Origin of the sequence: Ulvibacter sp. MAR_2010_11, assembly GCF_002813135.1 — a bacterium.
GTDB lineage: Bacteria > Bacteroidota > Bacteroidia > Flavobacteriales > Flavobacteriaceae > Altibacter.
The window spans coordinates 621,593-642,090 of record NZ_PHTY01000001.1 but is presented as its reverse complement, the minus strand read 5'-3'; the positions used below and the strand labels follow the sequence as shown (position 1 = coordinate 642,090).

The following is a 20,498-nucleotide window of genomic DNA, read 5'->3' as shown; positions in this document are numbered from 1 at the left end:
TCTATTCTCTACTTCCGATTGCCTTTTCCCTTTTTCCTTCGCCGCTTACTTCTCATCAAAATTAGTTTCAATGAAAACCTGTTGACTACTTGTCTTTCCGTGCTTGATACGGAAACCAATTAATGTAATCTGCAAAGTAACTGGACGCCGTTTCTAGAACGGCGTGACAAAGCATAAAATAAGGATTTACGATTTACGATTTGGAATTTGAAAGTTGAATAGCTATAAGCTTTAGGCTTTAGGTTGTAAGCAGTTATGAGGAAAACTAATCTATTCTCTTTTTTCTATTTCTCTTCTTTAATTCCTAATTCCTAATTCCTAATTCCTAATTCCTAATTCTTTTCACCGTTCATCGCTCACGCTTCACTAATAAAGGGGCTATAAAATTTCCGCAACCTGCTCATTTACCCATTCCAAAAAGCGCTCGTCTTCAGAAGAAAAAGGATTTGCAGAGTGTGAGTCTATGTCTATCTGACCAATATTCTTCCCATTTTTAAACAACGGAATCACAATTTCGGCCTTTACATACAGGCTACATGCAATGTAATTGGTCTGTGCAGTGACATCGGCAACCACAAAATTGGCGTTCGATTCGGCTACTTGTCCGCAAATGCCTTTCCCAAACGGAATCACAGTGTGATCTGTAGGTTCTCCTGCAAATGCTTTAAGATGCAAGGTCCGTTCTGCTTCATTGGCAAAATAAAACCCCACCCAGTCGTAATATCCCACCGCAGTTTGCAATAGTTCACATACTTCTGTAAGGCGTTGTTCCGCTGTTTCAGCAGTATTTGCAAGAATTGTAGTTACTTTGGGTCTAAGGGAGTCAAATGGCATGGTGTATAATTTTTAGTAAAAGTATTTCAAAACACACAGATACACCAACATCTAATTCTATATTTTTGTTAAAAATAGCAGATATCTCTTGAAAGCTTTGTTTCAGAAATACAAAACAGTGATCCGCTTTGTCGTGCTGTTTTTAGGTTCCTATGTGCTCCTCAGCATTTGCTATGCAGTTTATCTTCAGCTTTCAAAAGGAGGCGCCTTTACACCCGATTTTATTACAAATTTAGTAGCCAAACAAAGCAGTGCCATTATAGGCGGATTTGGGTATGAGGCCCTGGTACAGCCCAGCATCACCGAACCCATTATGGAGTTGTACGTAAATGGAAAATATCTTGCACGAATTATTGAAGGCTGTAATTCTTTGAGTATTATTATATTATTTATGGCCTTTGTGATTGCCTTTGCCGAAAAATTTAAAAAAACGCTGTTATTTTTATTCGGTGGTGCGGTTTTAATCTATGCTGTTAATATTGTGCGAATCGTGATACTGGCTGTTTCTCTGTATCACTTTCCTGAGCATAAAGAAATTTTACACGGCGTGGTTTTCCCCGGATTAATCTACGGAATGGTTTTTCTTCTCTGGATGTTATGGGTACGCATGCTAACGCCTAAAGTAAGGAGATGAAAAAGCCTGTTACCATACTAACACTGCTGGTTTTGGCGACACTTTTGGTGCTCATCCGGATGTTTGAAGAGACACTATTTTACAATCCTTTGCTGTACTTTTTTAAAACAAATCACAGCACACAACCTTTACCCGAGTTCGATACGTATAAACTTTTGGCCAATGTGAGTCTTCGTTTTCTTCTAAATACCTTACTTTCTTTAGCAATACTCTGGACAGTGTTTAAAGAAAAAGAAGTGGTGAAACTCTCCGCAATTTTATACGCCTTTCTGTTTGTTGTATTGATTGCCATTTTCACCTTTTTATTATTTAATTCGGAAGCAGGAGAACACCTCACCTTATTTTATGTTCGCAGGTTTTTGATTCAGCCGTTATTCCTGTTAATTTTATTACCAGCGTTTTATTTTCAGAAGAAAAATAAGTAAGAATTAGGTATCTTTGCACTTCCTAAAAATAGATATAATGAAATATCCTTTTATCAGCTTGTTTGCAATAGTGCTTTTCAGCCTTGGCGCATGTGTCGATTCGAAAAAAGAGTCGGAACCGGAAATTGTTGAAGTAAAAACCCAAGAAACGCCTGAAGTATATACCTCCGAAGCAATGGTTGCCGAGTTTAACGATCCGAAAATAGCCGAAGTTTATGTGCAATATATCAATGTAAAAACCGCTCTGGTGAACACAAACGCAAAGGATGCAGCTCTTACAGCTTCTAAGCTTAAAGAAGCTTTATTGGAAGTATCAGAGAATCAAAAAATGCTTGAGACTACCGAAAAAATAATGATGAGTGACGATGTGGAAGTACAACGGACAGCTTTTTTTGAATTATCTGCGGCCGTCGATTCTTTGATTTCTAAAGGTTTAAAATCCGGGACTATTTACAAACAATATTGTCCAATGGCATTTGGAAATACAGGTGCTTTTTGGTTAAGCAATAGCAGAGATATTATGAATCCGTACTTTGGTGACAAAATGCTGAAATGCGGACGTATACAAAAAGAGATTAAATAAAGTTTAACAAAATTTGAACTTTTTAAAACGCTTTTTGATGTAATTTTGTACTCGTAATGAGAAAAATCATTTCCATATTCTTATCTGTTTTACTACTAGCCAGTAGTAGCGGAATCGCCTATGCCCAGCATTTTTGCGGAGAGTATGAAATGCTTTCGGAACTTACCTTAGGTGAAAAGAATCTTTCCTGTGGCATGTCTATGGATATACCCGATTGTGAGACCAAGGGCACTTCCGAAGATCACGACTGCTGTGATAATCATTATACACAGGTAACTACCGATGATACCTTTGCCAAGGCTTCTTTTGAGATAAACTTTACTAAAACTTTTGTTGCTGCCTTTGTTTCGGTGTTTGTATTGGAACAACCGGCAATTTATACCACCAATTTAATTTCTTTCGCGGAATACCATCCGCCACCACTCGAACAGGACTTTCAGGTGTTGTACGAGACTTTCCTTATTTGATTTTTAAAATTAGCAGGGATGTGTTCTTCTGAAAATAATTCAGAATGAACCACTAATCTATTAATTTTTTAAATCGAATTTTCATGAAATATAAAATAGGACTTTTAGTCATTTTATTTGGTGCCGCAGGACAATTTGTTGTGGCACAAGGCCCTCCCATTACCGGGGACAAACCTATTATGTTGGGAGGTAATACTTTCGAAGTAAGGACACTCACGGAAGTTAGAAATACCAATGAAGGGACATTTGTAAAAGCACCCCTTATGGGAGACTATATTATTACTTCCGATATATCGGTTTCTGCTGTTGTACCTTTTGTTTCATACGACTTTATGGATAGCAGAGGGAGTGGAAATACGCTTGGGGATATCAATCTAATTGGAAAATACCAGTTCTATCGTAAAGATGAAATGGGAAAAACCTTTCGGATGGTAGCCAAGACCATGCAAACACTTCCTACAGGAGATAAACTCGGACTTAAAGGAATGAGCACCGGAATGTATTCGGGTTACTACGGGGTGATTGCCGGTTACGAATCTTTAAAATTGGGAATTTCCAACGAAGTAGGTTACCAATGGGTTCCGGACGGAGTTTTTGACAAGTTTCAGTACAAACTGGGATTTGGAGTGCCGTTGTTAAAACCCACCTATCCTGTAAATCAGCTCAACCTGTTTTTTGAATATTCAAGCGAGTCATACACAACCTTAAATGAGTATCAATTGTTGTATGCCCAAGGAATTCAATATGCTAAAGGAAAGGTAACTGTAGATGCGGCTGTACAGTTTCCATTAATTCAGGACATTGCAAATTCTGCCGAAAAAGATTTCAATTATTCCGTGTTCCTGGGAATGCGGTACATTTTATAAACCTATTAAAACATAAAACAAAATGAAAAAATCAATAATAATTACAGTTATCGTAGCATTAATAAGCACGATGGGTATGAACGCCCAAAAGCAAATGGATCAATTTGAAATTCAGGTTGACGGACTAGGTTGTCCGTTCTGTGCCTACGGATTGGAAAAGAAGTTCAAGGAATTCAAAGGAATTAAAGAAGTGAAAATCGACATTGAAACAGGTGATTTCTCCTTTGCATATCCTTCAGAAAAAAGTCTTTCCTTAAACGATGTTGTAACACAGGTTGAAAAGGCAGGATACACTCCTATTACCACCAAAATTACACGTGCAAATGGGAAAGTGGAGTCTTCCGGTGGAAAAGCAGAAAGCACAAAAATGGACATAGCACAACTTACCAATAAGTCTGTTTTTGTGGCAGGAAACTGTGGCATGTGTGAGGCCAGAATTTTAAAAGCTGCAAAATCCATTTCAGGCGTTTCCAATGCCTCGTGGAATCAGGATACTAAAATGTTGGAGGTTGGATTTGATGCTTCTCAGACTTCTGTAAGCGCAATAGAAAAAGCAATTGCAACTGCAGGACATGATACCAAAGGGCATAAAGCAGCCAAAGACACATACAACGATCTTCCGGGATGTTGTAAATACGAGCGTTTGGAACAATAAAAAAAGAAACTCCTCTTGTAAACTTTACTTTTAAAAGAGCTTGCAAGAGGATGTTTAAGTAATCTCAAAATTTTATAAGTTTATGAAATATTTTATATCGGTTGCAATTGTGATCGCAACCTTAATGAGTTGCCAGACTAAAGAAGCTCCTAAGAGTTGGCAGCTGGCGAAAGTAATAAAAACTGAAGGAGTAAATCCAATTGGAATCGCAGCTACTTCGGATGGAATTTGGTTGAGCGATGGAGACCACAATCGTTTGGTTTTAATAAACGAAAACGGAGCAATACTGAAAAGTATAGATTCTTTGGAACGCCCCATGCATATTTCGTCTTTTAATAATGAGCTGATTATTCCGCAGTATGGAAATGATGTGGTGATGCGATACAATGCTTCGGAAATGGAGATGGTAACCGTAAAGGATAGTTTGGATGCGCCGGCAGGAGCAGACTTCAAAGGGGATGAAATTGCGATTGCAGATTTTTATAACAACCGTATTTTATACGCAAAAGACGGAATTAATTTTATTTCCTTCGGAAAAGAAGGGAAGGCAGAAGGAGATTTTTATTATCCTACCGATGTTCAGATTACAACAGACAGAATTTGGGTGGCCGATGCATACAATAACCGTGTACAGGCATTCGACAAGGAAGGAAAATTTGTAACTGTCATAGGTGCAAATGAGAAAATGAATGCTGCAACCGGGATTTATGTTTCGGAAAAAGAAGTGTTTGTAACCGATTTTGAAAATAACCGAGTACTGGTTTATGACCACACAGGGGTGCTTCAGCAAGCACTTTCAGAAAGTATTGAAAAGCCAACAGATGCTATCCTGGTGGACGGAAAATTATATATTTCGAACTATCGCGGTAGTAAAATAACCGTATACGAGTGGAAAGAAGCAGCGGCTCCTTCCAAAGAAAAGTAGAATCTTAAATAAAAATAAATATGAAAAAAATACTGGTTTTATCGATTGTCGGCATCTTGACAATACAGAGTTGTAAAGAGCATCAAACTAATACAAATGTGGCTTCCGAAGGTGACAGGACCGAGGACGTTGTCAAAACAGCGGAGTCTGTAAAACCGGTATCAACTAAAGTACAGGATACCATTTATACGAAGGTTGAGAGTTCGGGGTCTTTGAAGGATATCATGAATGGAAAAATGGGTGCGACGATTGCTTTGAAAGATCTTGAAGGTATACCTAATTTATACGCTATAGGAGCACTTGAGAATCTAACAGGTGAAATCCTTATTTATAATAGCGATCCAATTATTAGTCGGAGATCAGACAAAATGGTGACTGTGGATCATACATTCAAAGATTCGGCAACACTATTGGTTTCAGCTCAGGTAGCAGAATGGCAGGATATTCCGGTACCCACCAGTGTAAAAAGCCAAGGGCAGTTCGAAATATTTTTACAGCAGCAGGCGCTACAGAGAGGTGTAGATACTTCAAAACCCTATCCTTTTATTTTAACCGGGGGTATTGCAAAACTGGACTGGCACGTCGTAAACTGGAATTCTAACAATGCCGATCATACCAAGAAAAATCATTTGCAATCGAGTTTAAAAGGAGTGTTAACACATGCTTACGTTGATATTTTAGGCTTTTATGATGCTAAAAATGACGGTGTTTTTATTCATGAGGGTTCTAAAACACACATGCACTTTAAGGCCCGCGATGCAAATTTGGCGGCACATGCAGATAAAATCTTCCTGGGGAAAGATTTAACCCTAAAATTGCCAAAATAAAGTTATGAAACACCGCTATGACATATTGGGAATGAGCTGCAACGGGTGTCGAAACCATGTTGAGAAAGCGCTCAATGAAGTAGAGGGAGTAGTAAAGGCCTCGGTCGATTTGGAAAAGGCGGAAGCCCTTATTGAAATGAAATCTCACATTGCTTTGGAAACCTTTCAGAAAGCACTTGCTGCCTCTGGAGGGAATTATGAAATTTCGATGCCGGGATCAAAGAAGGAACACGCTCAAAAGAACATGCCTTCAGAAAAGCAAAAACCGAAAGGCAACGGAACAGGAGTATTTTATTGCCCCATGCACTGTGAAGGCGACAAAACCTATGACAAGCCCGGCGATTGCCCTGTTTGTGGGATGGATTTGGTGGAGGAAGTGAGTCTCACCCGAAGTACTACTCAGTATACCTGCCCCATGCATCCTGAAGTTGTTAGAGATGAATCGGGTTCTTGCCCTATCTGCGGAATGGATCTGGTGCCTTTAAAAGCTGATGTTTCAGCTGAAGAAAATAAATACAGGCAATTGTCGCGTAAATTTTGGATAGCAGTAGCATTTACACTGCCCATTTTCCTAATTGCCATGTCCGAAATGATTCCAAACAATCCGTTGTATCAACTATTGGAACTAAAATATTGGAATTGGATTCAATTTGGATTGTCAATTCCCGTGGTGTTCTATGCAACCTGGATGTTTTTTGAACGCGCCTACCGCTCCATTAAAACATGGAATCTAAACATGTTTACCCTCATAGGAATTGGTGCAGGGATTGCATGGTTGTTCAGTGTAGTGGGAATGCTCTTCCCCGATTTTTTCCCGGATCAGTTTAAAACACACGGGGGAACGGTACACGTGTATTTTGAAGCTGCCACTGTAATCCTAACTTTGGTGTTGTTAGGGCAGTTGTTGGAGGCCAGAGCGCATAGTAAAACCAATAGTGCCGTAAAGGAGTTGTTAAAATTAGCTCCTAATGAAGCTATTCGAATTGTGGACGGTAAGGAAGAAAAAATAACGATTGATAAAATTCAAATTGGGGATTTACTGCGGGTGAAACCGGGGGATAAAATACCTGTGGATGGAGTTATTACCGAAGGTCAAAGCACCATAGACGAATCGATGATCTCAGGGGAACCCATTCCGGTTTCAAAAAAGGAAGGGGACACTATTCGCTCCGGAACCATCAATGGAAAACAATCCTTTGTGGTAAAAGCCGAAAAAGTTGGGAGTGATACGCTGCTTTCTCAAATCATTGAAATGGTGAACAAGGCGAGTAGGAGTCAGGCGCCCATTCAAAAACTAGCCGATAAAATTTCCGGCTATTTTGTACCCATTGTAGTTATAATTTCACTCATCACATTTGTAGTTTGGGCAATTTTTGGCCCCGAACCGGCCTATGTATTTGCACTCGTCAATGCCATCGCGGTGCTGATTATTGCTTGTCCGTGTGCCTTGGGACTTGCAACACCCATGTCGGTTATGGTGGGTGTTGGGAAAGGAGCGCAGTCCGGCGTGCTGATTAAAAATGCTGAAGCCCTTGAAAAGATGAACACCATCGATACCTTGATAATCGACAAGACAGGAACAATTACCGAAGGTAAACCTTCTGTTGAAAGTGTTGGATCGGTATCCGATTTTTCAGAAAAGGAAGTCCTCTCCTATATTGCTTCCGTTAACGAATTGAGTGAACATCCTCTGGCTGAAGCTACGCTGCGATATGCCAAAGAACAAGAAGTTGAAGTTAAGAAGGCTTCAAATTTCAATTCGGTAACCGGAAAGGGTGTGACGGCTATTGTCGACGGAAAGAAGGTTGCAGTAGGCAACGAAAAGTTGATGCAGGAGGTAAAGGCTGAAATTTCAGAAAAGATTCGCAATACGGTTGAAGCAGAGCAGCGAAAGGCGAAGACAGTTCCGTTTGTTTCGGTGGACGGAAAGGTAATAGGATATGTTGTGATTGCCGATAAGATTAAGGAAACCAGTAAGAAGGCTATTTCCGCATTACAGGAAATGGGTATCAATGTGATTATGCTTACCGGGGACAATCATGACACTGCCAAAGCGGTTGCCGCTCAGTTACATATGAAACAATTTAAGGCCGAAATGTTACCGCAAGACAAGCTGGCTGAGGTTGAAAAATTGCAAAATGAAGGACATAAGGTTGCTGTGGCGGGTGATGGTATAAATGATGCTCCGGCGCTTGCAAAAAGTGACGTTGGCATCGCCATGGGAACAGGAACCGATGTGGCCATAGAAAGTGCTGCCATCACACTTTTAAAAGGTGATTTGCAAGGCATTGTAAAAGCGAGAAATTTAAGTAAAAAGGTGATGCGAAACATAAAGCAGAACCTGTTTTTTGCACTGGTATATAATACTTTAGGGATTCCGGTAGCTGCAGGATTGTTATTTCCCTTCTTCGGAATTTTGTTATCACCCATGATTGCTGCCCTTGCCATGAGTTTTAGTTCGGTTTCGGTGATTTTTAATGCGTTGCGACTGCGCAGCGCGAGTATTGATTGATAAAAAAATAAAAATGAAATATATTATATTCTTATTGCTATCTCTTCCAACAATACTGTTCTCACAAGAACAATTAACCGGTGTTATTCTGGAGGTAAACGAAAAGAATGAAAGCATTGGAATTCCGGGAGCAAACGTATATTGGCTGGACACTTCCATAGGAACCATTACCGAAATTGACGGGAATTTTACCATTCCTTATAATGCCGAACATACCAAATTGGTGATTAGTTATGTAGGATATAAGACTGATACATTGACGGTGAAAACACCCAAGCCTATTCGTCATGTGTTGCATTCTAATAATAGCCTTGATGAAGTTACGATTCGAAATCGCCGGAAATCGAGTTCACTATCGTATCTCACTGCCGAAAATGTAACCAATGTTAGCAGCGATGAATTACTGAAAGCTGCCTGTTGCAATCTTTCTGAAAGTTTCGAAACCAATCCGTCTATCGATGTGAATTTTGCAGACGCAGTTTCAGGGGCGCGACAAATTAAGATGTTAGGACTTACGAGTCCGTATATTTTAATTGCTACCGAAAATATCCCTTCCATTCGAGGCGCGGCCCAAACTTACGGACTCAGTTTTATTCCGGGAACCTGGGTAGAAAGTATTCAAATTACAAAGGGCGCCGGAAGTGTCACCAACGGTTTTGAAAGTATCGCGGGGCAAATTAATGCCGAATTGCAAAAACCCACCACCGACGATAAGTTGTTTGTAAACCTCTACGGTGCAACCAACGAACGTTTCGAAATTAACACCCACCTCAATACAAAAGTGAGTGATAAATGGAGCACCGGATTGTATTTGCATGGCAATAATAATGACGGGAAACACGATGAAAACAACGATGGTTTTTTAGACATGCCCATGGCACAACAGATTAATGTGATGAACCGATGGCAGTACACCAACCTCGAAAAAGGATTTGTAAGTTTTCTTAATTTCAGGTACTTAAATGATGAAAAGGAAACGGGACAGCTTGGTCATATTCTGGAGGATGATGGTGGAAATACCGGTGGACATGGAGTTGATGACGGAAAAATTTCGGGACGGGCAGTCGAGGATCTGTGGATAAGTGAAACTAAGACAGAGCGGTATGACATTTCGGCCAAATTGGGCTATGTAAATCCCGAAATTCCTTATCAAACAGCCGGTTTGCAAGTTGCATTCAGCAATCATGTGCAGGAATCGTATTTCGGATTAAAAACCTATGATATTACACATCGAAGTTTGTATTCGAACGTTGTTTACAACTCCATTATCAGTGATTCGCGTCATAAAGTTAAAACAGGAGTAGGTTATACTCACGATGACTATATTGAGTGGGTAAACGGTACCGAATATTCCCGGGAAGAGAATTCGGTGGGAGGATTTTTTGAATACACCTACGATAATCTTGGGAATCTAAATCTTACTGCCGGAGTACGGCTAGACCACCACAATTTGCTTGGCACATTCTTAACGCCACGACTACATGCGCGTTTTACGCCTTGGGGTAAGTCGGCATTACGGGGTTCGATTGGAAGAGGAAAGCGTAGTGCCAATATTTTTTCTGAAAATCAGTCGATGTTCTCTACAGCCCGAACCATTTCTATTTTAAGTACCGGTGGAAGTATTTACGGGTTAGATCCTGAAATAGCTTGGAATTACGGAGTTTCATTTTTACAAGGGTTTAATTTATTTGAAAGAAAGGCAGATATCACTTTCGATTTTTACAGAACCGATTTTCAAAATCAGGTGGTGGTAGATAGGGAAGACAGAACTCAGGTTCGCTTCTATAATTTAGCGGGAGAAAGTTTTGCCAATAGTTTTCAGGTTGAGTTCAATATCAATGTTTTGGATCGGTTAGATCTTCGAACAGCCTATAAGTTTTACGACATTCAAACCGATTATAGATCGGGCAGATTGGAAAAGCCGTTAACGCCCAGCCATCGTATTTTTGCCAATGTTTTTTATGAAACTGAAATTCAGCCCAACGGCTCGCAGTGGAAATTCGACATGACTTATAATTGGCTCGGAGAACAACGATTTTCAAAAACAAGCGATAACCCTGTTCCCTACCAATTACCCGAATATTCCCCAACAGTTGGCACGCTCAATGCACAAATCACCAATGTGTTGTCTCATAATTTTGAATTATATTTCGGAGGAGAAAACATTACGGATGTAAGACAGAACAACCCTATTATTGCGAGTCAGGATCCGTTTGGACCAAATTTTGATACTACCTTTGTGTACGGCCCAATTTTTGGGAGTATGTATTACGCAGGTTTACGTTTTAGATTAAATTAATTATATATGAAAAAAGGACTTATTATTTTAGCAGTATTACTTACAACTGCCATTACGTATGCACAAGACAAAAATGCAAAAGCTTCTTTTGAAGTTGATGGAATTTGTGGAATGTGTAAGCAACGAATTGAAAGAGCGGCACTCAATACCAAAGGTGTAAAATCGGCAGTATGGAATGTCGACACCCATGAGTTAAAACTTATTTTTGATGAGCGCAAAACTAATTTGACAACCATCAAAACCAGTATTGCCAATGTTGGTCATGACACCGAAGAGATAAAAGCTTCGGAAGAAGCCTATAACAGTGTACACGATTGCTGTAGATACAGGGATGAGGGTGTTATTGATGACCACAATAAGCACGAAAATTAGAAAGGTTTTGCAATAGAATTGGGTAAAAATATTGTTCATAATTCGGTTCATATCTTAGTTAAATATTCGCCAAAAAAAAAGCGGCGAATTGAAATGTGATGTACATTTATCTAAATCTTTAAATCTTATAACTATGGCAACACCTAAAAAAGCTCCTGCTAAAAAAGCACCGGCTAAAAAGGCTCCTGCGAAAGCTCCTGCAAAGAAGAAGTAATTCGCGGATGGTTTATTCAGTTAAACCCAATTTAAAAAAAAGTATTGCCACCCCTAAAAAAGGTGGCTTTTTGTATTTTTATACCTATGAAAAATATTAAATCGTTTTTGTTATACGCTATCACGGTATTCGCTATTGTCGCTTCAATAATCTGGGGATACTATGAAAGACAATGGGAAGCCTCGCTGCCTGAAGGTGGAGAAGCAGTGTTGCGTGTAGACCTGTTTGTAATTTATCCGGTACTAATTACATTAATTGCTTTGTCATTATACCGACTTTTTGGAAAGAAAAGAGAATAGGTGAGACGCCAATCTTAATCGATAGCCATTGTAAGTACTGCAAGTAACGAATCACAACTTTCTATTCCTTTTTTGGTGGCATTCAGTTTCAACTGAAAGGCTCCATGCATACTTTGAATAATATTTTTTAAGAGTTTTTCATCCCGGAAGCCAAATTGCCCGCTCCTCATAGCGTCATAGTCCACATTGTGAATAAAATAATTTCCCAAATACTCCTTGTGGATAATCTCTTGTCGCTCGTAATCTTTCATCATTATTTTGTAGTTGGAGTAATCCAAATAAAGGCAGGTTTTTAACCACCCCTAAGTCCCCTCCTTGATAAGGAGGGGAAATTAAGATCTCGTTAAATAGGAAATCTCTTTTATCCATAGCTGCATTTTTTTAGGATAGTGGCTTTTTTAACCACCCCTTAGTCCCCTCCTTGATAAGGAGGGGAGAAAAAAAAGCCTCAACAAAATGTCGAGGCTTGAGGCTTGAGTAAGAAGTTACTCAAACGTATTTTAAAGCTTTACAGCTTACATCATTCCCGGCATTCCGCCACCCATTGGAGGCATTGACGGACTGTCTTCCTTAATATCTACCAGGGCACATTCGGTGGTAAGGATCATTCCTGCTACCGAAGCTGCATTTTCCAAAGCGATACGGGTTACTTTTTTAGGATCAATTATTCCTGCTTTCAACATGTCTACATAGGTTTCGGTTTTGGCATCGTATCCGAAGTTTTTCTTTCCTTCCAATACCTTGTTAATCACAACCGAACCTTCTCCACCTGCATTTTCAACTATGGTGCGCAAAGGAGCTTCAATGGCGCGAGCCACAATCTGAATTCCGGTTGCTTCGTCCAAAGAAGTGGTAGTTAGCTTTTGCAATACGCTAATTGCACGCACCAAAGCTACACCCCCTCCGGCAACGATTCCTTCTTCTACTGCCGCACGGGTAGCATTAAGGGCATCGTCAACGCGATCTTTCTTCTCTTTCATTTCTACTTCGGAAGCAGCACCTACGTACAATACAGCTACACCTCCGGCAAGTTTTGCCAAACGCTCCTGTAATTTTTCCTTGTCGTAGTCGCTGGTAGTGGTTTCAATTTGTGCTTTTATCTGTCCTACTCTTGCTTTTATGTCGCTTTTGTTTCCGGCGCCATTTACAATGGTAGTATTGTCTTTGTCTATGGTAATTGTTTCGGCAGAGCCTAACATTTCAATCGTTGCATTTTCCAGGGTAAATCCTCTCTCTTCCGAAATAACAGTTCCTCCTGTCAATACTGCAATATCTTCCAACATTGCTTTTCTTCGGTCACCAAATCCCGGAGCTTTTACTGCTGCAATTTTTAACGATCCACGAAGTTTGTTTACCACTAAGGTAGCCAGTGCTTCGCCGTCAACATCTTCAGCAATTATCAACAAAGATTTTCCTTGCTGAGCTACAGGCTCTAACACGGGAAGTAAATCTTTCATAGAAGAGATTTTCTTATCGTACAGCAAAATCATTGGATTTTCCAATTCGGTTTGCATCTTTTCGCTATCGGTAACAAAATATGGAGACAAATAGCCTCTGTCAAATTGCATTCCTTCAACCACGTCTACGTAGGTGTCGGTACCTTTAGATTCTTCAACAGTAATTACACCTTCTTTGCCAACTTTTCCGAAGGCTTTGGCGATTAGCTCCCCAATTACATCGTCGTTATTCGATGAAATGGCAGCTACCTGCTTAATCATTTCGGAAGAATTTCCAACCTTGGTAGATTGCTTGTCCAGATCTTTTACGATAGCCTCAACAGCTTTGTCGATGCCTCGTTTTAAGTCCATGGGGTTTGCACCTGCTGCCACGTTTTTTAGTCCTTCCTTTACGATGGCCTGTGCCAAAACGGTAGCGGTGGTGGTACCATCACCTGCAAGATCATTGGTTCTGGAAGCTACTTCTTTTACCATTTGCGCTCCCATGTTCTCCAGAGCATCTTCCAGTTCAATTTCTTTTGCTACGGTTACCCCGTCTTTGGTTACTTGTGGTGCCCCAAATGATTTACTGATAATTACGTTACGTCCTTTAGGACCTAAGGTTACTTTTACTGCGTTTGCCAATGCATCTACACCGCGCTTAATTGCGTCACGTGCTTCTACATCAAATTTTATATCTTTTGCCATGATTATATGCTTTATGCTTTATGCTTTACGCACTAAGCAGAGTTAATTTAGTTTTTGTTTTAATGAGTATATTTTCATTTTAATAGTATTGATATCGCTATGCAATTTTTCAGATACAGAAGTATCAATATAATTTAAATCCTTTGAAAGTAGAATTAGATATTCTGTCTCTGAAGCTGAGCCTAAAGCTATTGTTAAAAATCTGTTGAATTCGGAATCGGAATCTCTGCCACAACCTTCACTTATGTTTGTTGGAATTGAAAAGGCTGCTCTTCTAATTTGAGCAGAAAGTCCATATAATTCGCTATTCGGGAAATTAGTAGAAAATTTATAAATATCTAATGTAAGTTGGTGACTTAACCTCCACACATCATATTTTTTAAAATCTCTCATAGCTTAAAGCCTATAGCGTATTGCTTAAAGCAGTTATATTATCGCAAGAATATCATCCTCTCGCATGATGAGGTAATCCTTACCATCAAACTTTAATTCACTTCCGGAGTATTTTCCGTACAAAACAATATCACCCACCTTTACGGTCATTTTGTGATCTTCTTTGCCTTTTCCTACGGCAACAACTTTTCCTTGTTGTGGTTTTTCCTTAGCAGAATCCGGGATAAAGAGTCCGGATGCGGTTTTGGTTTCTGCCTCTTGAGGCTGTACCAAAACTCTGTCTGAAAGTGGTTGAATTTTTAACGCCATTTTCAATATAATTTTTAGTTGTTAATTTTATAATTAATGCTTCGGGAGTCTAATAGACAGAAACTGTGCCAGTGCCTAAAAACTGACACATTTAAACAAAAAATGCCAGCTTGTCAGAAGCCGGCATTTGTAATTTATATAACAAAAATTTTAGTTGTTATCTCCGTCGGTAGTTGTACCGTCGGTAGAAGTGTCTGTTGTTGTATTAACAGGAGGTGTTGTGGCATTTTCAATAAGATTCTCATCGAAAGTATCGTTTGCCTCCATTCCTTCCATTATTGGAATGTTCGACAATAATATCAATGCCAATAATAAGGTTGCCAACGTCCAGGTACTTTTGTCCAGGAAATCGGTTGTTTTTTTAACGCCACCCAATTGCTGAGTTCCACCACCTCCGAAAGAAGATGACAATCCGCCTCCTTTTGGGTTTTGAACCATTACAACCACTACTAGCAAGAAGGCTACGAAAATAATTAAAATCAAAAATATTGTAAACGTACTCATTGTTCTTCTGTATTTATCAAATTTTTTACTGCCCGAATTTGGTCTGCAAAGTAACCACTTTTTTCGGGATATTTCAAAATTAATATTTTATAAGCTTGAATGGCTTTAGTATAGTTTTTTTGCTGCACATACACCTTCGCCAAAGTCTCTGTCATTAAGGCATCCGACGATTGTGTGAAGGGTTCGGCAAGATCTTTATTTGCCGAAGAAATTTCTACAGGTTTCATTTTCGGCTTTTGCTGAATAAATTTTTCAATTAATTGAAACTTTTTCTCCTGCAGACTTACTTGTTCACTTTCCTCAGTGCGCTGTATGGGAGCTGCGGTTGTTAGTTTTAACCATTCCCCGAAGGAATGTGTATCGTCTTTGGTAAACTCCAGGGGCTTGTCCATTTCCAACGATACTTCGGAAGCAGGAAGCGCAGTGGGTTCAGATTCCGGTTGGGGAAGCGGAACAATTTCTTTTATTGATTCCAACTTACGCTGAAACAATTCGGGGTTAAATATGGCATCCGCCTTTTTCAATTCCACCTTCATCTGCTTGTCGAGTTCCAAACTTATGGCTTCGGAAACACTTTCGGCAACAACTTCCATTTCCAACACCGACGCATCGTGTTGCTGAATTACCTGCGCTATTTCATTCTGAACAAAGTGCTTGGAAGTAATGTAATCGAACAAAATGTCACGATCGGTAGTATAGGCTGCAGTTACTTTTAAGGCGTCGTTGTACAAAAAACTATTTTCATTTTTCAAACCCTTTAACTGGAGCGCTCTCGCGCTTTGAAAATACGGATACTTTTCAATCACAGTCGACAATTGAGAAAGATTTTCCTTGCTAATTGTCTGTGGATTTGCCAGTAGTTGTATGTAGGTTGCTTTGTCCAATTGTTACCAGTTTGCCAGCGATTTATTAAAAATATCCTGTGTAATACGTTCAAAAATAACATTTACCGCATCGTCCAATCTCGAGCCGGTAAGTTGTGTTCCTCCCGGATAATCGAAGTAAAACGAAAAACGCTGTTCGAAATCTTTCTCTTCGTTCTGGGTATTGAAAAAGCGCACATTTATCGAAATCGTAAGACGGTTTTGCGCTGCCGTACTCTGCGAAGTTGCTGTAATTGGCGCGATGTAGTATTCGGTGATTTCACCTTCGTAGACCAGATTACCATTGGCATTTACCAGATCCAAACTGGTCTGATTTAATAATAAATCCTGTAATTTTTGCGTAAAATCTCTTGCAATACCCGGTTCTACAATAGGCGCATTGTTTTGGAAATAATTTACCTGGAAGGTCTTTGTTTTCGAATAATCGATATCGGCTCCCGTAAGTGAATAAAATTTACAACCCGCCAACAAGGCACATGCAAAAAGCAGAATGAAACTAATTTTTAGGTGGCGCATTAGAGGTTGTATTGTTTAATTTTTCGATACAGTGTTCTTTCCGAAATACCCAGCTCATCTGCTGCATCTTTTCGTTTTCCATGGTATTTTTCAAGGGACTTTTTTATGAGTTCCAGTTCTTTTTCCTGAAGCGACAGATTTTCTTCTTCCTGAATTTCTTCAGCAAAATCGTAATTCCCTTTTTTAACTTCCTGATTATTTTCGGAAAGTCCCAAAACCTCCACATCCTGTGCATCCTGCGCTTCTTCCATTTCAGACAGCATTTCCTCTTGGTTATCGTTTTCTTCCGAATAAATTTTATTGATCAAAGACGATTGTTCTTCCTTTACTTTGGCCGTATTTCCGGTTTTCATCAACTCCAATGTGAGCTTTTTAAGATCGTTTACATCGCGTTGCATATCGAATAATACCTTGTACAAAATTTCACGTTCACTGCTAAAATCTCCCTGCGATTTCTTGGCATTGATTACAGCGGGAAGGTTACTGCCAACATCGGGTAAATAATGTTTTAGGGTAGCATGTGAGATATTTCGATTTTGTTCCAATACCGAGATTTGCTCTGCTACGTTTCGCAACTGACGAATATTTCCGCCCCAGCGGTATTGCAACAAGAGGCTTACGGCATCATCGTCCAACTTAATGGTTGGCATCTTGTATTTCTGTGCAAAATCAGCCGAAAATTTCCGAAACAGCAGGTGAATGTCCTCACTTCGTTTGCGCAAAGGTGGTAAGTTGATTTCGACGGTACTCAAACGATAGTACAAATCTTCCCGAAACCTACCTTTGTCGATGGCATCGTTCATATTTACATTGGTGGCAGCCACAATACGCACATCGGTTTTTTGAGATTTTGAAGAACCTACTTTTAAGAATTCACCATTTTCGAGTACCCGTAATAATCGCACCTGGGTTGGTAGCGGTAATTCCCCAACCTCATCCAGGAAAATTGTGCCGCCGTCTGCGACTTCAAAATAACCGCTTCGGGTTGCGGTAGCTCCTGTAAAAGATCCTTTCTCGTGCCCGAAAAGCTCACTGTCTATGGTTCCTTCGGGAATAGCACCACAGTTTACAGCAATGTATTTCCCGTGTTTTCTATGTGAAAGCGAATGGATTATCTTAGGAATACTTTCCTTTCCCACACCACTTTCACCTGTCACTAACACACTAATATCGGTAGGAGCCACCTGAATGGCTTTTTCTACCGCACGATTGAGTTTGGGGTCGTTCCCTATAATTCCAAATCGTTGTTTTACTGCTTGTATGTTTTCCATATAAACTAAAATAGTTTAAAGTATTTTTTTGCCAACAGCCTAAAGCCTACAGCTTAAAGCCAATCAATTGTATTCACTATAACCAACCGCCTCACCAATAAGGGTAGCACTGGTACAAGCGTTTATTTTTACATTCACAAAATCCCCCGGTTTGTAGTTTCCTTTTGGGAATACTACAACTATACTCTGTTCGTTTCGACCGCTCCATTGGTCTTCATTTTTCTTCGATTCTTTTTCTATCAATACTTCGGTGGTCTTACCAATAAACTGTTGTGTTCTATAGGCGCTATGCGAGCGTTGTGCGTCTACAATTTCCGTAAGCCTTCTTTTCTTGGTTTCTTCCGGGACGTCATCTTCAAACTTTCTGGCAGCCATGGTCCCCGGTCGTTCGGAGTATTTGTACATATACCCGAAAATAAATTTTACTTCGTCCAATAGCTTTAAGGTGGCCCGGTGATCCTCTTCAGTTTCGCCGGGAAAACCTACAATAACATCTTGCGAGATACTGGTGTTTGGCAAGATTTCCCACATTCGGTTTACCAAATCTAAATATTCGGCAGCGGTGTGCTGTCGGTTCATTTCTTTAAGTATCCGGTCACTACCACTTTGAAAAGGCAGGTGGACGTGATTACAAATATTGTTGTATTTCGCCATGACGTGGAATACATCTTCGGTCATATCCTGCGGATTGGAAGTGGAGAACCGAATTCGCATTTTAGGGAAGGCTTGTGCTACCATTTCTAACAACTGTGCAAAATTTGTTGACGTTGCTTGCGCCATCTCGGTGGCATTTTTAAAATCCTTTTTGAGTCCGCCGCCATACCACAAATAACTGTCGACATTCTGCCCTAAAAGTGTAATCTCTTTATAACCTTTTTCAGCTAAATCAAGTACTTCTTTAAGGATACTCTGCGGATCTCTGCTGCGTTCTCTTCCGCGTGTAAAGGGAACCACACAAAACGTACACATATTGTCGCAACCCCGAGTAATACTTACAAGGGCGTTGATGCCGTTGGTGCCTATGCGTACAGGTGAAATATCGCCGTAAGTTTCGTCTTTTGAAAGCAATACGTTTACTGCGTCACGGCCTTCATCCACTTCTCTTACCAAGTTGGGAAGATCCTTATAGGCATCCGGACCTACGACCATGTCTACAATTTTTTCTTCTTCTAAGAATTTTTCCTTTAAGCGTTCTGCCATACAGCCCAAGACGCCCACCTTCATACGGGGGTTGATACGTTTTACGGCATTGTATTTTTCGAGCCGTTTTCGTACGGTTTGTTCGGCCTTATCGCGAATGGAACAGGTGTTCACCAATACCAAATCTGCCTCTTCCAAATTGTTGGTTGTATTAAAACCTTCATTAGCAAGAATGGACGCCACAATTTCGCTGTCACTGAAGTTCATTGCGCAGCCGAAGCTTTCAATAAAAAGCTTACGTGTATTGCCTTCTTTTGCTTCCAGAATTAAGGATTGTCCCTGTTTGGTTTCGTCTATCACTTTCTCTTCCATAAATCGAATAAAATAACCGATGGTGTAATCTATTGTCAATAATAACGCCAGTCTTAGGCGAGCAATTGCAAAGATACAATTAAAATGAAGTTTGTGACAAAGTGGCAGACTTCTTTTTTGTAAATTTGCGTTTAGTGAATGGTGAGCCGTGAGTAGTGAATAGTAATTATTGATTCAACCAACGAATCAACGAATCAACAAAACAACAAATCAACGAACTAACAAATCAACATACTAACCAACCAACACTTTCCTATGGAACATCCTATTTTTCAGAAAATAGAAAACGCCAAAAAACCCGATTTTGGTGATATTCTTTCCAAAAGTTTCGAATTGTTTAAAAAAGTCTGGGAACAGGCGTTGTATCATGTACTCATTACGCTGGCAGCCGTTGTGCCCATGATCCTTTTAGTTTATATTCCATATATCGCCTTTTTTCTATCAATGGGAGCTTTGGATACGCAAGGGAATTACGACTATGTGGAGCCCGATTTAATGGAATACTTGCCGCTTTTAATTGGATATATTATAGTAGTACTTGCACTAATTTTTGTTGTGCAAGCCTTTGTTTACGGAATTACGGCACACTTTATTCGAGTATTGAAAAAGGAAGATTTGGGTACAAACGAAGACGTTGGAGGATATTTGTCGCTACTTAAGGGAAACTATAAAAAACTGATGTTGCTTTCTTTGGCAACATTCGGGATTGCACTATTGGCAACGCTGGCGTGTTATCTGCCTATTTTCTATGTAATGGTACCGTTGCAGTTGTTAGTAGTATTCTTTGCTTTTCATCCCGAACTTACCGTTTCTGAAATTATCAAGGCTTCGTTTAAATTGGGAAATAAGTATTGGTTAATCATTTTCGGACTGGTGATTGTCTCTTCTTTAATCGCACAATTGGGTATTATACTTTGTATTGTAGGAGTATTTTTTACTGCGTATTTTGTGCACATTCCCATGTACTATATCTATAAAGATTGTATTGGTTTTGATACTGTTTCGGAGGAAAATGAATCGCTCATTGTTTCTTAAAAGCAACTGCTTTGCGGT

23 protein-coding genes are annotated in these 20,498 nt (G+C 39.8%); 13 read left to right on the top strand and 10 right to left on the bottom strand.

The features are described from left to right. Window positions 1-378: 378 nt before the first annotated feature. Window positions 379-834, bottom strand: coding sequence for a GAF domain-containing protein (locus ATE92_RS03075; protein ID WP_100802302.1), 456 nt, complete (start codon window positions 832-834; stop codon window positions 379-381). 88 nt (window positions 835-922) lie between these two features. Between ATE92_RS03075 and xrtF the strand changes: the two genes are divergently transcribed. The 12 genes from xrtF to ATE92_RS03015 all read left to right on the top strand — a co-directional run bounded on the left by xrtF (window position 923) and on the right by ATE92_RS03015 (window position 11,912). Continuing rightward, window positions 923-1,468, top strand: coding sequence for an exosortase family protein XrtF (gene xrtF / locus ATE92_RS03070; RefSeq protein ID WP_100802301.1), 546 nt, complete (start codon window positions 923-925; stop codon window positions 1,466-1,468). Further along, window positions 1,465-1,893: an exosortase F system-associated protein gene (locus tag ATE92_RS03065; RefSeq protein WP_100802300.1), complete on the top strand. Its 429-nt coding sequence runs from the start codon at window positions 1,465-1,467 to the stop codon at window positions 1,891-1,893. Before xrtF ends, ATE92_RS03065 begins: the two co-directional genes overlap by 4 nt. 37 nt (window positions 1,894-1,930) lie before the next feature. Then, a complete protein-coding gene (locus ATE92_RS03060) occupies window positions 1,931-2,476 on the top strand; it encodes a DUF3347 domain-containing protein (protein WP_100802299.1) in 546 nt (181 codons plus the stop codon). Window positions 2,477-2,532: 56 nt separating this feature from the next. After that, entirely contained in the window at window positions 2,533-2,943 is a 411-nt protein-coding gene (locus tag ATE92_RS03055; RefSeq protein ID WP_100802298.1) for a hypothetical protein, read from the top strand. An 83-nt stretch (window positions 2,944-3,026) separates the two neighbouring features. Further along, on the top strand, window positions 3,027-3,809 hold the full coding sequence (locus tag ATE92_RS03050) for a hypothetical protein (RefSeq protein WP_100802297.1): 783 nt from the start codon (window positions 3,027-3,029) through the stop codon (window positions 3,807-3,809). A gap of 22 nt (window positions 3,810-3,831) precedes the next feature. Then, window positions 3,832-4,464: a heavy-metal-associated domain-containing protein gene (locus ATE92_RS03045; RefSeq protein WP_100802296.1), complete on the top strand. Its 633-nt coding sequence runs from the start codon at window positions 3,832-3,834 to the stop codon at window positions 4,462-4,464. 82 nt (window positions 4,465-4,546) lie between these two features. Beyond that, the gene (locus ATE92_RS03040; protein WP_100802295.1) at window positions 4,547-5,389 is read left to right on the top strand and encodes an NHL repeat-containing protein; all 843 of its coding nucleotides are present in this window, start codon (window positions 4,547-4,549) and stop codon (window positions 5,387-5,389) included. 20 nt (window positions 5,390-5,409) lie between these two features. After that, entirely contained in the window at window positions 5,410-6,216 is an 807-nt protein-coding gene (locus ATE92_RS03035) for a hypothetical protein (protein ID WP_100802294.1), read from the top strand. A gap of 4 nt (window positions 6,217-6,220) precedes the next feature. After that, a complete protein-coding gene (locus ATE92_RS03030) occupies window positions 6,221-8,728 on the top strand; it encodes a heavy metal translocating P-type ATPase (RefSeq protein ID WP_100802293.1) in 2,508 nt (835 codons plus the stop codon). Between the two features lie 13 nt (window positions 8,729-8,741). Then, the gene (locus ATE92_RS03025) at window positions 8,742-11,027 is read left to right on the top strand and encodes a carboxypeptidase-like regulatory domain-containing protein (protein WP_100804336.1); all 2,286 of its coding nucleotides are present in this window, start codon (window positions 8,742-8,744) and stop codon (window positions 11,025-11,027) included. Window positions 11,028-11,033: 6 nt separating this feature from the next. Continuing rightward, complete coding sequence (locus ATE92_RS03020) at window positions 11,034-11,399, top strand: heavy-metal-associated domain-containing protein (RefSeq protein WP_100802292.1); 366 nt, start codon at window positions 11,034-11,036, stop codon at window positions 11,397-11,399. A gap of 300 nt (window positions 11,400-11,699) precedes the next feature. Then, window positions 11,700-11,912 carry a hypothetical protein gene (locus tag ATE92_RS03015; protein WP_100802291.1) on the top strand — a complete coding sequence of 71 codons (213 nt, stop codon included), beginning with the start codon at window positions 11,700-11,702 and terminating at the stop codon, window positions 11,910-11,912. A gap of 14 nt (window positions 11,913-11,926) precedes the next feature. Here ATE92_RS03015 and ATE92_RS03010 read toward each other — a convergent pair whose 3' ends face one another. The 9 genes from ATE92_RS03010 to miaB form a co-directional block, all read right to left on the bottom strand. Next, window positions 11,927-12,166 carry a hypothetical protein gene (locus ATE92_RS03010; protein WP_157809542.1) on the bottom strand — a complete coding sequence of 80 codons (240 nt, stop codon included), beginning with the start codon at window positions 12,164-12,166 and terminating at the stop codon, window positions 11,927-11,929. Window positions 12,167-12,427: 261 nt separating this feature from the next. Continuing rightward, window positions 12,428-14,056, bottom strand: a complete 1,629-nt coding sequence (gene groL, locus ATE92_RS03005) for a chaperonin GroEL (protein ID WP_100802289.1) — start codon at window positions 14,054-14,056, stop codon at window positions 12,428-12,430. A 42-nt stretch (window positions 14,057-14,098) separates the two neighbouring features. Then, the gene (locus ATE92_RS03000; protein WP_100802288.1) at window positions 14,099-14,449 is read right to left on the bottom strand and encodes a four helix bundle protein; all 351 of its coding nucleotides are present in this window, start codon (window positions 14,447-14,449) and stop codon (window positions 14,099-14,101) included. A 33-nt stretch (window positions 14,450-14,482) separates the two neighbouring features. Then, complete coding sequence (groES, locus tag ATE92_RS02995) at window positions 14,483-14,758, bottom strand: co-chaperone GroES (RefSeq protein WP_100802287.1); 276 nt, start codon at window positions 14,756-14,758, stop codon at window positions 14,483-14,485. A gap of 150 nt (window positions 14,759-14,908) precedes the next feature. Beyond that, window positions 14,909-15,262, bottom strand: coding sequence for a preprotein translocase subunit SecG (secG, locus tag ATE92_RS02990; RefSeq protein ID WP_232729105.1), 354 nt, complete (start codon window positions 15,260-15,262; stop codon window positions 14,909-14,911). Further along, window positions 15,259-16,146, bottom strand: coding sequence for a hypothetical protein (locus tag ATE92_RS02985; RefSeq protein WP_100802286.1), 888 nt, complete (start codon window positions 16,144-16,146; stop codon window positions 15,259-15,261). Before ATE92_RS02985 ends, secG begins: the two co-directional genes overlap by 4 nt. A 3-nt stretch (window positions 16,147-16,149) precedes the next feature. Next, a complete protein-coding gene (locus ATE92_RS02980) occupies window positions 16,150-16,662 on the bottom strand; it encodes an LptE family protein (protein WP_100802285.1) in 513 nt (170 codons plus the stop codon). Beyond that, entirely contained in the window at window positions 16,662-17,933 is a 1,272-nt protein-coding gene (locus ATE92_RS02975; RefSeq protein ID WP_100802284.1) for a sigma-54-dependent Fis family transcriptional regulator, read from the bottom strand. The genes ATE92_RS02980 and ATE92_RS02975 overlap by 1 nt, the downstream gene beginning before the upstream one ends. Window positions 17,934-17,996: 63 nt before the next feature. Then, complete coding sequence (gene miaB / locus ATE92_RS02970; protein WP_100804335.1) at window positions 17,997-19,445, bottom strand: tRNA (N6-isopentenyl adenosine(37)-C2)-methylthiotransferase MiaB; 1,449 nt, start codon at window positions 19,443-19,445, stop codon at window positions 17,997-17,999. Window positions 19,446-19,700: 255 nt separating this feature from the next. On the opposite strand from miaB, the gene ATE92_RS02965 reads away from it, so the two are divergent. After that, window positions 19,701-20,480 (top strand): hypothetical protein, encoded by a 780-nt coding sequence (locus ATE92_RS02965; RefSeq protein ID WP_100802283.1) that lies wholly within the window; start codon window positions 19,701-19,703, stop codon window positions 20,478-20,480. Window positions 20,481-20,498 lie beyond the last annotated feature (18 nt).